Origin of the sequence: Pyxidicoccus caerfyrddinensis (assembly GCF_010894405.1) — a bacterium.
In the GTDB taxonomy this organism is placed as follows: domain Bacteria; phylum Myxococcota; class Myxococcia; order Myxococcales; family Myxococcaceae; genus Myxococcus; species Myxococcus caerfyrddinensis.
The window spans coordinates 26,572-38,339 of record NZ_JAAIYA010000036.1; the positions used below are offsets into that span (position 1 = coordinate 26,572).

The window sequence follows — 11,768 nt, forward strand, 5'->3', positions numbered from 1 at the left end:
AGGGCGCCAGGCTCGTGACCTCCAGGAGCTTCCGCCTCGTGCGCCTACTCTCTGTCTCCCTGCTGGTGGTCGCCCTCGTGACGAGCCTGGGCGCCACCGCAGCCGCTCAGCCTGCCTTGCCCGAGACAGGTCTTCGCCGCATCGAGCTGCATGTCGGAGCATCCGGTGCGGAGCCAGAGATCCACATCCGTCCGGGTGTCTCCACCGTGCTCACATTCGACGTGAAGCTCGCGCGTGAGCCGGCGGGACGGCTTCAGATGGAGCTGGAGCGGCCCGCCGCCTTCACGCAGATCGACGCCGGGGACTCCGTCCTCCGGCTGGTGCCTTCGGCTGAGCTGAAGCCGGGCGACCGCCTGCGGCTGACCGTACACTTCAACGACGGCATGGCTCCGCCGGAGGCCACCGTCATCCTTGTGGTGATTGGGGACCGGGCAGACCGCCTGGTGGAGGTGTTCCGAGCTCCGCGCCCGGTGGAGTCATTCCCGCCGGAGATGCGAGCGGCCTGGGCTGCTGTGCGCCAATGCCAGGATGCGCTGGCAAGGGCTCAGGCTGCGACCGCGGGCCTGACGGCGCTGCGAAACTTCAACGTGCTGGCGGACAGCGGGGTCGTGACGAGGAACCTCGCGGACGTGGCCACCCGGTGGCAACACGGTGCGTTCACCGCGAAGCAGCTGCGCACCTACCGCGCGGAGCGCAGGGTGCTCGTGGAGCTTTCATTGCGAGCCCGCGAGCCAGGCGCGCTCTGGACGGCACGGAATGCGTCGCTTGCCGGGCCCGGGGGCGAGCTCCTGAAGATCCTATCCGTCTGGCAGGATTCGCCTGTCACCACTGATGCACCGAGCCGCGTCCTGGTGGAGGCCGAGTCCGACGAAACGCTGTCCCCTGAATCGTGGACGCTGTGGCTGTCCGAGGATGGCGGTGGGCGGGCGCTGGTCCTGGGAGGCATCGCCTTTGCCCCCATGGAGTAGCGCGGGACGGGCCCCGTCAGCCTGTGGCGCGTCTCCGAGGCGACGGGCAACTCGCTCGTCGATGCCTGCAGGCGACCTGAGCCCGGTGACGGACCCCGGTCGCCCGCGGGTCCTCACATCTCCGTCTCGCCCGCGCCGAGCTTCTTCCGGAGGCGTCCCATCCGTTCTCCCAGCATGGCCTGAACCTCGGGCGTCAGTGCCGTGCGGCTGTCACCCACCACGCCCTTGCGGATGAAGCCCATCTTGGCGGCGCCCGCATGGAAGACGCGCAGCCGCGTGTCGAAGCGCTCATGGTGCTTCTTCATGTAGGCGAAGCTGCACTTCTCCAGGATGTCACCCATGCGCTCCTCCTCGAGGGTGACGCCCAGGAAGCTCGCCACCTTCCGGATGCTGCCCTCCAGGTCGGCGCTCATGTCCTCGTAGCGGATGTGGAGGACGTTGGGATCCGCGCGGTGCGGCCACCAGGTCTCCAGGTGCTTGAGCCACTGAGTCACCATGCCGGAGTGGCGAATGAAGCTGGCGTCGAGGCGGGTCCAGTAGCCATTGACCAGGCCGAGGTGGTGGTGGAGCGACACCATCGCGTCCGCCGCGTTACGGGTGACGTAGATGACGCGGCTGTCCGGAGGTGGAGCCACCATCCAGTAGTACAGGTGCGTCTTCAGGATGCGGGGGGAGGGCATCGTGTCCAGCACCTCCCGGGCGAAGCCCTTGAACGCGAGGGCATCCAGATCGGGAGCCACCTGGTAGAGGTGCTCGAACTCACCCCGGCCGCCCGTGAGGACCTGGTAGACGATCTGCTGCATCCACGTCGTGCCCGTCTTGGGCGCGCTGGCCACATAGATGTCCCCGGGCCGTGGCTTGAGCAGGATGTAGCGCATCCGGAACACCAGCAGTCCCTGGTGCGCCAGGCCCGTGACTCTGCTGAAGGGCAGCAGGACCACGTTGAAGAAGGCCAGCACCCCCAGAAGGGCGCGCTGCTTGAGTGTCAGGCCAGTCGTCATGGGAGGAGTCTCGAACTTCGCTGGATGTCAGGAGTCAGTGGCGCCTGGAACAAGCCACAGGCGTCGCCGAATACGCCGGTGGTATTGCCTGCCCGCACTCGTCGTAACGCTTCGCAAGCATGCAGAAGCATTGAAGATCTTAAAAAAGCGAAGAGCAAGAAACAGGAGCCGGAGTCACTATGTGCGGTGGACCTGTTCGCGCGCAAGCGCCCCGGCGGAGCTCCGTGGGCCGACACGATGACGCACGTGGCTCGCGACCTGGGGCGGTGTGGCGAGGCCGTCCGGGTAAAGAGGGCGCTGCGCGTCGCGATGATTCACGCCACGATGATAATGAAAAGCAGTATCATATTCAGATGCATCCAGGTTCCCACCGCGCACAGGAGCAGGTCGTGGCAGAGCGAGTCTTCCGTCGAGGTCCCTTCCCGGTGAAGTTCCGGCTCCTCCAGGTCCGCCGGGTCACCCGGCTCACGCCGCACATGCTGCGCGTCACGCTTGGTGGGGAGGACCTCGTGGGCTTCCACAGCGCCAGCGCCGACGACCACGTGAAGCTGCTCATCCCCAATCCGGGAGAGCTCAAGCCCGCGCTGCCGACCATGGGTCCGCACGGCGTCGTCTTCCCGGAGGGCGTCACGCGGCCCGCGACGCGCGACTACACGCCCCGTCGCCATGACCCCGTCGCCGGTGAGCTGGACCTCGACTTCGTGCTGCACGGCACCGGGCCCGGCTCCACCTGGGCCGCCCAGGCGAAGGAGGGAGACTTCATCGGCGTCGCGGGGCCTCGGGGCTCGCTCATGGTGGCCGACGACTTCGACTGGTACCTGTTCGCGGGGGACGCGAGCGGGCTGCCGTCCATCAGCCGCAGGCTGGAGGAGCTTCCCGCCAGCGCCCGCGCCATCGTCTTCCTCGAAGCCGCCGACGCCTCCGAGGTGGTTCCGCTCGACACCCGTGCCCGCATGGAGCTGACCTGGCTGCACCGCGACGGCGCGGCGCCGGGAACCACGGACCTCCTGGAGCAGGCCATCCGCAACCTGACGCTCCCTCCAGGGGACGGCTTCGTCTGGGCGGCGGGTGAGGCCTCCTCGATGCGGAACATCCGCGAGTTCCTGGTCAACGAGCGCGGCCTGAACAAGAGCTGGGTGCGCGTGATTGGCTACTGGAAGCGCGACACCGCGGACCACGAAGAGCCCCACGACTGAACGACGGCCGGGAGCGTGAAGCCCCCGGCCGCCGTGTCATCCGCACTCAGGCCGCGCTGGCGGCCGGGGAGGGCGCGAGCAGGGACTGCATCACCTCTCCCGCCATCTCAATCGTGTACTCAATCTGCTCCGCCGTGTGCGCGGCGCAGATGAAGTTGACGTCGCGGCGCAGCAGCACCCCCCGGCGGGCCATGCCGGCCTGGAACGGCTGCATCCGCTTCGCGTGCTCCGCGGGGTTCCTGTCGAAGAGGAAGAACGGAATCGCGTCGTAGCCCACCAGCCGCAGCGGCGAGCCGAGCTTCTCTGCCCGCTCGTTGATGCCGGTGCGCAGCCTCTTGCCCAGGGTGGCGATGTGCTCGACGTAGCCGCTCTGGCGGTACCCCTTGAGCACGGACTCGCACACCACCAGCGACAGCAGCTCGCCGCCGAACGTGGTCGACACCTGCAGGTCCGCCAGCTTGCTCAGGTGCCGCTCCGGGCCGGCAATCGCCGACAGGGGCATGCCCGCCGCGATGCTCTTCGACAGGCACACGAAGTCCGCCTGCACTCCGAAGAACTGCTGGGCGCCGCCTCGCGCGAGGCGGAACCCGGTGACCACCTCGTCCAGCACCAGCAGCACGCCATGGGCGGTACAGGCGGCGCGCACGGCCTGGAGGAACTCTCGGCTCAGCACGCGGTTGTAGGGCACCGACAGGAGCACCAGCGCGAGCTGCTTCCCGTTCTCCGCGATGCTGGCCAGCAGGGCCGCCTCGTCCGGCTCGGTGAAGAGCGGCATCCGCAGGGTGAGCCCGGCCAGCGCGGCGGGCACGCCCGGTGTGTCGAACATGAAGTGGTCGTGCCAGCCGTTGTAGCCCACCGTCATGATGCGCTCCCTGCCGGTGATGTAGCGGGCCAGCCGCACCGCGGCGGACGTCGCATCCGCGCCCGTCTTGAAGAAGCGCACCATCTCCGCGCCGGGAATCATGTCCACCAGCACCTGCGCCGCGCTGACCTCCACCGGCGTGGGCAGCGAGTGAAGGACGCCTTCCTCCAGGTGCTTGCGGATGGGCTCCACCACGTCCGGATGATTGTGGCCCAGCATGTTGGCGCCCAGGCCGCTGATGAAGTCGATGAACTGCTGGCCATCGACGTCCTCCACCAGCGCGCCCTGGCCCCGGGTCACGAAGACAGGGAAGGCGCCGGGCGCGAACATCTCGGGCTTCTTCATCATCGACTGGGTGAGGCCGGGCACCAGCCGCTTCGCTTCGGCCAGCAGGCGGTGGGAGCCGTCGAGCTTCAGGTCTCCAGTGATGGGGCGGGGGAGTGATGGGTGGTTTCTCGTGGCGGGGTCCATGAGTCTTCCTTTGTGGGTGGGACTGCGGGGCACGAACAGGCAATGAGCCGCCGTTCAGGGCGCCGGGGGCGTCCTGTCGGGGAGAAGCACGAAGGGGACGCGCTCAGGTCGCCGCAGCGGTCGCGGGAACGGCGCTACGTCCGAACGTCCAGAGGATGCACAACGACAAGGCCGTCACTCCCACCGCCATCCATCCGACCTGGCCAAAGCCCACCAACGCGCCCTGGGGCGCCGTCGCAATCCACAGTCCGCTCATCCAGGCGGAGAGCCCGGACGCGGCGTCGCTCGCCGCCATGTTGACCGCGAGGTAGCGCCCGCGCAGTGACGGCGGCACTCGCGCGGTGACCAGGGCGAGGGTGGGGATGGCCCGGCAGGAAGTCATCGCCATGAACACGATGAAGACCCCCATCACCACCGGGAGCGGCGAGGGCGACAGGTGGGTGAACACCACGTGGGGCACCATCGTCCCCACCAGCAGCGCTCCGAGCACGCGCGCGGGGCCGTGGCGGTCCGCGAGTTGTCCCACCAGGCGCGCGCTGAACAGCGTCGCCAGGCCTCCGCACAGGTACACCCAGGACAGGTCCTCGAGGCGCAGGCCCAGGTTGCCGACCATGTACGCGCCCAGATACGGAATCAGCAGGAAGCTGGAGAACACCACGCTGAACGTGAGCAGCCAGCCCAGCGCGAGCCCGGGGGCCGCGAGGAGCGCCAGTGGATTGCGGCGCTCGCCCACGGCCGGCCCGGCGAGGTGCTGGCGTACCGGAGGCATGCGCCACAGCAGGCACAGCCACACGCAGGCCGCGAGCGCGCCGATGCACCAGAAGGGCCCGCGCCAGCCCAGGCGGCTGGCAATGCCCAGCCCCAGCGGCACGCCCGCCACCGCGGACAGTCCGAGCGAGGCCATCACCGTCCCGATGGCTCGCCCCCGGCGCTCCGCCGGTACCAGGTCGCCGATGATGGCCATGACTCCAGCGCCCATCAGTCCCGCGCAGGCGCCCGCGAGCATCCGCGCCACCAGCAGCTCCGTGGGGCTTCGCGCCAGGCCACAGGCCAGCGTCGCGGCGATGAAGACGCCGTAGAGCGTGAGCAGCGCCCGCTTCCGGTCGAAGCGGTCCAGCCAGAACAGGCCCGACACCCCCATCACCGCCGACGCCAGGGTGTAGGCGGAGACCAGCGCTCCGAACCGGGCCGTCGAGATGTCGAACACCCGCATGAGCTCGGGCCCCAGGGGCATCACGAGCATGAAGTCCATGAGGTGGGTGAACTGCACGGCGGCCAGCAGCCAGAGCAGTGGACGTTCCTGCCTCGGCGTGACGGGAGCACTCATGGGAAGTTCCTGACGGGCCGGCGGCCTAGCGCCGGGTGAAGCGCACCCGGATGGGTGGCGAAGTGGATAGGTACCGTTGACCGTTCCGGTCGACCGCGGCCTCGAAGCGCGCGCGCTTCGCACAGGTGAGCGCCGCCTGCCCGAAGCCATGCCCCGGGTCGGACAGCAGCTCGGCCGACGTCACGCCACCCTCCGACGTGACGACGACTCGCAGCACCACGGTCTGCTCATCGAGCCGGAGCGCATCCGCTTCCCTCGGCCAGGGACAGCTCCAGTTGCGCGCCGGGAGCTGGACGGGACGGGCGGCGTTGCTTCCGGCACCATCGCCCTCGGCGCTACCTCCCGCTCCGGGTGCAACCGCCGTGGTGGAGCGCCCCGAGGACGCCGTCACGCCACCGGCGTAGCGCGGAGCCTGTCCGCTCGCGATGTCGAAGCCCGTGAAGTCGAGGGGCGCCTGCGCCTCCTTCGCGGCAACCACCGCGCCGGCCTGCGCGGGCTCGGAGGGCGGTGAGGTTGGCGTGTCCTTCGCCGCCGGCCTGGAGGGTTTCACGCGGCTCCGTGGCGCCTCCGCGCGGGCGGGCGGCGAGGGCTCCGCTGGTGGAGGCTTTGCTGGCGCGGGGGGCAATTCCACCACGTGGTCGATGCGAAGCGCGGGCTCGGGCGCCGCCGCCGGAGGCGCACGCGTGGCTCCCTCCCGCCAGGCGTGCCACGCGAGTGCCCCGGCTGCTCCATGCAGGGACACCGTCGCGAGCACGGCCCACACGAGCCCCCTGGGCCGCTTCGGCTCCTCGGGCCCGAGGATGAGCTCTGCGATGCTCTCCGTGCCGGGCTCGCGTCGCGGCGAGGGCTCAGGGGGCTTCACGCGGGGCTCCCGTGGGCGTGGCGCTGTCGGGCTCCGGGCGCACGGTGCCGAAGGCCACCCGGGTGAGCCCCGCCTCCTTCAAGCCGTCGAGCACCGCGATGACGCGGCGGTGGGGCACGGCGCCATCCGCCTGGATGACGGCGCGCAGCTCGGCGTCCCTTGCCAGGGCCTCGCGTGCCCGGGCCTTCAGGGCCTCCACGTCCGTGGCCACTCCATCCAGCAGGAGCGCCCCATCGGCGGTGATGGAGACGGCGAAGAGGGTCTGCACGTCTTCGCTCTTCGAGGCCTGGGGCAGGTCCAGCGGGACGGCGGGGCTGTCGACGAGCCTCGCGGTCACCATGAAGATGATGAGCAGCACCAGCATGATGTCGACGAGCGGCGTGACGTTGATGCCTTCAATCAACCCGCCGCGGGGCTGCGTTCCACCGGCCATGGCTAGCGCCCTCCCAGCGAGGGGCCTGGAGTGCTCCGCTCCCGCGCGGACAGGTAGGCCAGCACGAGGTTGGAGAGGGCCTCGGTGTCCGAGAGAATCTGTGCAATGCGCCGCTGGAAGTAGTTGTACGCGGCGACGGCGGGCAGGGCGACGCCGATGCCGATGGCGGTGGCCACCAGCGCCTCCGCGATGCTGCCCATCACCGCGTTCGACGCGACCTGGCTCGTGCGGCTGCCTCCCACCGCGCCCGCGCTCTGGCTGAGCTGCTCGAAGGCCAGGAGCACGCCGATGACGGTTCCAAACAGGCCGATGAACGGCGCGTTGTTCCCCAGCGTGCCCAGGAAGGCCAGCCGGTTCTCCAGCGTCGAGCGCTCGAGGGCGAGCGCACCCTGCATGCTTTTCTCCGCCGCGGTCATCCCCTGGGGCGCGAGCCGCAGCCCCGCGCGGGCCACCATGGCACCCACGGAGGTGCGCTTCTCCAGCTGCGCCAGCGCGCGCGCGAAGTCGCCGGTGGCGAGCGTCTCCTCCAGCGACAGGGACAGCTCGCGGATGACGTCCTGCTTGCTGCGGAAGACGAGCCAGCGCTCGACGATGATGCCGAGGCTCACCAGCGAGAGGGCGAACAGGAGCCACAGCACCCAGTTGGCCCCCCACTGCACGAAGACATTCTTGATGACATCCACGATGGGCATCGACGTGTTCCTCTCAGTGGTGAGCGGGCTCTTTGCGGGCCGTGATGGTGGCGGGCGGCATGGCACCCGCCACGGAGTGCGGCTCGCGCCGTCTCTAGCGGAGCTGGAGGAAGGAGAAGACGAGGCCCTGCGTGCTCATGGCCACCGTGCCGTTCTGGCTCGACAGGTCGCGGAGGTTCGTCTGGCTCGAGCTGTTGGTGAACTCGGTGAACAGGGCCCGGTTGTCCGCGACGTTGAAGATGAAGGAGCTACCGGTGCTGGCCGGAAGTCCCGCCACCTTCGTGGCGACCAGCGTGTCGAACCGGAGCTGCCACCAGGTCCAGGCCTGGGCGCTCGCCACCACGCGGGGGGCCGTGCCCGGGGCGACGGTGTAGACACTCTCATCGAGGACGCGCAGGTACGCCGTCCCCGAGGGGCCGGGGAGCAGCGAGCCGGTGGCCGCGCCGCCCGTAAACGAGCTCAGCTCCCGGTAGAAGGTGCTGTCGAAGGACTGCGTCGCCGGGTCGAACTTCAGCAGGCAGGGCACGGGCGTTTCGCCGCCAACGACGCGGTACACCGCCGTGGCAAAGGCCTCGGTCGCCAGATACACCTTGCCGTCCGGAGCGAGGATGCCATCGCGCACGTAGCCGCAGTGGGTGTCGGTCACCAGCTTCACCGCGTCCGTCTTCGTGTCGACCACGATGACTCCGGCCTGCTTGACGACGCTGGTCGGGCCCGTGCGCCAGCCCACGGGCATGAGGACCAGGTCCCCGCTGCGCACCGGGTGCGTGGCGAAGGTCGTCGTCGCGCCCTCGATGGAGAGAGCCTCGACGGGCACCGCCTTGGTCAACGTCATGTCGGAGGGGTTCCAGACGATGACCTGCGAGGTGCGGCCGTCGAAGTAGTAGGCCTTGGTGCTGGAGATGAACTGGAACTGGTTCTGGTACTCGCCAATGGTGGCGACGCCCTTTCCCGCGAAGCTCACGGTGGTCTTCTGCTCCAGCTTCCCGTTGCTGTTCAGGTCATAGCGGGTGACGTTGGCGCCCTCGCTGCTGCTGACGTACAGCGAGCCCGACTTCGCAATCCCGGAGCCGAGCGCGCGGCCGGGAATCTCGATGGCGTTCTCCAGCGACAGCGGCGCGGTGAGGTCCACCGTGTCCGTCACGACGATGTAGCTCTGCGACTCGTTGTCGGCGGAGACCTGCGCGACGACGGCGTACAGCGGCTTCGTCTCCGGAATCTCGTCCGGCGGGTCGACCGGGTCGTCGCCACACGCGGCGAGCAGGGAGAGGGCGAGGGCCGTGGCCGTCAGGCGGGCGATGCGGAAGGGCGAGGCAGGCTTCATTCGGGAGGTTCCTTTTTCAGGTGGGGGACTGCGTGGGGTGATGAGAGGGCTCAGAGCTCCGCGACCAGCTTGGCGGCGACGGTGCGTCCGGGACGCTGCACGCCCAGGAAGTCGAAGGCGGAGGCGTTGGTGAGGTTCTGCACGTCCACCGTCCAGCTCAGCGTGGCGCGCGAGGTGCGGGTGACGTAGGTGAGCGCGAGGGAGTGCAGGAGCTGGGCGTCGATGGACTGCTTCGAACCGCCCTGGCCCAGCCGCTCCCACGCGCGGAAGAAGGAGTGGATGTAGCGCGTGTGCCAGCTCAGCGAGAGCTCGTCGCGGGGGCTGGCCACCTCCGTCCACTGGAGGCGCGCGCTGCCGTTGGCGAGCAGGTGCGGGCGGTTGGGGAGGCGCTGGCCCTCGAACTCCGCGAAGGGGCCCTCGGTGGAGGTGTTGCGGAAGTCCTGGAAGGTGGCGTTGCCGTCGAGCGCGAGCCACTGCCCCGGCGACGTCCACCCTGCCGCGCCGGAGACACCCAGGCTGCGGGCCTCGATGACGTTCTGGTACGTGAAGTAACCCTCGCGGCCCACCGGCTGGATGAAGTCGTCCACGAGGCGCGCGAAGCCGAGCACGCTGCCTCGGAACGTACCGGCCTTCGTCTCCGGCAGGAGGGCCGCCAGCTCCACGTTGACGTTGTGGCTGCGCTCGGGCCTGAGGAGGAGGTTGTCCCCGTAGAGGATGCCGTCTCCGAAGAGCTCATCCGGGCGGGGCAGGCGCGTGGCCCACTCGTAGGAGGCCTTCGCGGTGAGCACGTCGGAGACGCGGAACCGGAGGCTGTCTCCCACGCCGAGGTGATGGAGGTTCTGGTTCGCGGGTTGGAAGACCTTGCTCGGAAGCAGCAGGTCGGCGCGGGAGCGCTGGAGGTAGTCCTTGAGGAACGCGATGTTCTCCAGGCGTCCTTCGAGCGCGTCGTGCTCGTACTCGAGCCCGGTGACGAGCGAGAAGATGCTCCGGTCTCCGGTGAGCGGGTCGATTTCACCGCGCGCGCGCAGGGCCCGGTCCTCGCCGGAGCGGCCCACCCACGTGGGGGCGACGGCGAGGCGGAGCGCGTGGTTGGCGGCAGGCGTCCAGCCGGCGTTGAGGCGGGCGAAGCCGGTGTACTGCCGGACGTTGCGCTCGACGGCGCGGGATTCGATTTCCCCCGGCTGGGGAAGCTGCTGGACGCAGCGCCCGAACCAGTCGTACGCGCAGGTTCCGACGTCCGTGAACTGGCTGCGGCGGAAGACATAGCCGCCCACCGCGTCGGTGGTGACTCCCGAGCCGTGGACCTGCTCGTAGCGGAGCGTGGCGCCCGCGGAGTTGCTGCCGGAGTCCACGTCACCGTAGGGCGTGTCCATGGTGACGCCGTGCTGGAGCTCCTTGACCGTGGTGCTGGCGAAGGCGCGCAGTAGCAGGCGCCGGGCCCACGGGCGGTCCGCGAAGCCGGCCTCCACGGAGCCGCCGCCGGCACGGTACGCATCGTGGAAGCGGGGGAGTGTCTTCGGAACGAGCCGGCCCAGCTCGTCGGGGACCTCGACGTCGACGCGGTAGTCGTTGGGCGTGGAGTCGTAGAAGCCCGTGGCGCGGACGAACAGCCCGCTCGGCTCATGCAGGTGCGAGCCGCTGAGCGTCAGCCGGTGGGTGTCGAAGGAGCCCAGCTCATAGGAGGCCGACGCCCGCGTCCCACGGACCTTCTCGCTGGTGACGAACTGGACCGCTCCGCCCAGCGCGTCCGCTCCGAAGCGGACGGGGACGACGCCCTGGTAGACTTCAATTCGCTGGACGAAGTTGACCGGGACGTTGGCGAACTCCGGGCCATAGCCGGCCAGCTCCAGCGGTACGCCGTCGATGAAGAAGCGGATCTGCTCGTTGGTGAAGCCCGCGAGCGAGAAGCGGGCACTGCTTCCGAGCCCGCCCACGCGACGCACGCCGATGCCTTCCGTGCGCGCCAGCACCTGGCCCAGGTCGGCGGCCTCGCGCTGGACCTGTCCCGTCTCGATGACCCGCACGGACTCGGCGGAGTTGCGCAGGCGCTGCGCCTCGGACTCGCCTTCGACGGTGACCTCGATGGCCTCAACGCTCGCGGTGTCCGGAGCGGGCGCTGGCGTGGCGGGACTGCCGGCCGGCGAACGCTCGTCCACGGAGCCCTCGACAGGCGTGGCAACCGGCGCGGGCTCGCGCGGCGATACGGAGCCCTCACCCGGTGCGCCAGGCTCGGCCGCAGGCGGCAGGCGAAACTCGTAGCTGTAGGCGATGCGTGAGGGCGTGGGCACGCCGTTGCGCTTCGCGGGCTCGAAGCGGAAGCGGAGCGCTGCGTCGCGGGCCGCCTCGTCGAAGCCGTGTCCCACGGGCTCCAGCACCTCCGCCTCGGTGACGGTGCCCTGCTCGTCGAGCGTGAGCCGCAGGTGCACCGTGGCCTCCAGGTGATCCTGCTCCGCCTGCTCGGGGTAGGGCGCCTCGACGAACTCCAGGAGCTTCGGCGCTTCGATGGCGGGCGCTTGCGGCGCGGACGCGTCCGCCTGGGGCGCACCCGCGAGGACCGGGCTGGCAACGAGCAACCCTCCCAGCAACACGGTGGATGCAAGCCCGTGCCGTGGCGCCCGGGCTCTCGCTCCCT

At 69.8% G+C, this 11,768-nt stretch carries 10 protein-coding genes; 2 read left to right on the forward strand and 8 right to left on the reverse strand.

Annotated elements, in window-relative coordinates; translation table 11 throughout:
- Positions 1–38: 38 nt before the first annotated feature.
- Entirely contained in the window at positions 39–968 is a 930-nt protein-coding gene (locus G4D86_RS47345) for a DUF2381 family protein (RefSeq protein WP_164002151.1), read from the forward strand.
- A gap of 113 nt (positions 969–1,081) precedes the next feature.
- On the opposite strand, the gene G4D86_RS47350 is transcribed toward G4D86_RS47345, so the two are convergent.
- The gene (locus tag G4D86_RS47350) at positions 1,082–1,969 is read right to left on the reverse strand and encodes a sulfotransferase domain-containing protein (RefSeq protein ID WP_164002152.1); all 888 of its coding nucleotides are present in this window, start codon (positions 1,967–1,969) and stop codon (positions 1,082–1,084) included.
- A gap of 389 nt (positions 1,970–2,358) precedes the next feature.
- On the opposite strand from G4D86_RS47350, the gene G4D86_RS47355 reads away from it, so the two are divergent.
- A complete protein-coding gene (locus G4D86_RS47355; RefSeq protein WP_240360877.1) occupies positions 2,359–3,165 on the forward strand; it encodes a siderophore-interacting protein in 807 nt (268 codons plus the stop codon).
- Positions 3,166–3,211: 46 nt separating this feature from the next.
- On the opposite strand, the gene mxcL is transcribed toward G4D86_RS47355, so the two are convergent.
- The 7 genes from mxcL to mxcH form a co-directional block, all read right to left on the reverse strand.
- Complete coding sequence (gene mxcL / locus G4D86_RS47360; protein ID WP_164002154.1) at positions 3,212–4,498, reverse strand: myxochelin B biosynthesis transaminase MxcL; 1,287 nt, start codon at positions 4,496–4,498, stop codon at positions 3,212–3,214.
- Between the two features lie 103 nt (positions 4,499–4,601).
- The gene (gene mxcK, locus G4D86_RS47365) at positions 4,602–5,825 is read right to left on the reverse strand and encodes a myxochelin export MFS transporter MxcK (RefSeq protein WP_164002155.1); all 1,224 of its coding nucleotides are present in this window, start codon (positions 5,823–5,825) and stop codon (positions 4,602–4,604) included.
- Between the two features lie 25 nt (positions 5,826–5,850).
- Positions 5,851–6,687, reverse strand: coding sequence for a TonB family protein (locus G4D86_RS47370; protein WP_164002156.1), 837 nt, complete (start codon positions 6,685–6,687; stop codon positions 5,851–5,853).
- Complete coding sequence (locus G4D86_RS47375) at positions 6,674–7,120, reverse strand: ExbD/TolR family protein (RefSeq protein ID WP_164002157.1); 447 nt, start codon at positions 7,118–7,120, stop codon at positions 6,674–6,676. Before G4D86_RS47375 ends, G4D86_RS47370 begins: the two co-directional genes overlap by 14 nt.
- Positions 7,121–7,122: 2 nt before the next feature.
- On the reverse strand, positions 7,123–7,812 hold the full coding sequence (locus G4D86_RS47380; RefSeq protein WP_164002158.1) for a MotA/TolQ/ExbB proton channel family protein: 690 nt from the start codon (positions 7,810–7,812) through the stop codon (positions 7,123–7,125).
- Positions 7,813–7,906: 94 nt separating this feature from the next.
- Positions 7,907–9,136 carry a hypothetical protein gene (locus G4D86_RS47385; protein WP_164002159.1) on the reverse strand — a complete coding sequence of 410 codons (1,230 nt, stop codon included), beginning with the start codon at positions 9,134–9,136 and terminating at the stop codon, positions 7,907–7,909.
- A gap of 50 nt (positions 9,137–9,186) precedes the next feature.
- Complete coding sequence (mxcH, locus tag G4D86_RS47390; protein ID WP_240360878.1) at positions 9,187–11,709, reverse strand: TonB-dependent siderophore myxochelin receptor MxcH; 2,523 nt, start codon at positions 11,707–11,709, stop codon at positions 9,187–9,189.
- Positions 11,710–11,768 lie beyond the last annotated feature (59 nt).

Bases quoted from the DNA above. Each gene is read 5' to 3' on its own strand.
- G4D86_RS47350 (WP_164002152.1), bottom strand. From the start codon at position 1,969: ATGACGACTGGCCTGACACTCAAGCAGCGCGCCCTTCTGGGGGTGCTG.
- mxcL (WP_164002154.1), bottom strand. From the start codon at position 4,498: ATGGACCCCGCCACGAGAAACCACCCATCACTCCCCCGCCCCATCACT.
- mxcK (WP_164002155.1), bottom strand. From the start codon at position 5,825: ATGAGTGCTCCCGTCACGCCGAGGCAGGAACGTCCACTGCTCTGGCTG.
- G4D86_RS47375 (WP_164002157.1), bottom strand. From the start codon at position 7,120: ATGGCCGGTGGAACGCAGCCCCGCGGCGGGTTGATTGAAGGCATCAAC.
- G4D86_RS47380 (WP_164002158.1), bottom strand. From the start codon at position 7,812: ATGCCCATCGTGGATGTCATCAAGAATGTCTTCGTGCAGTGGGGGGCC.
- G4D86_RS47385 (WP_164002159.1), bottom strand. From the start codon at position 9,136: ATGAAGCCTGCCTCGCCCTTCCGCATCGCCCGCCTGACGGCCACGGCC.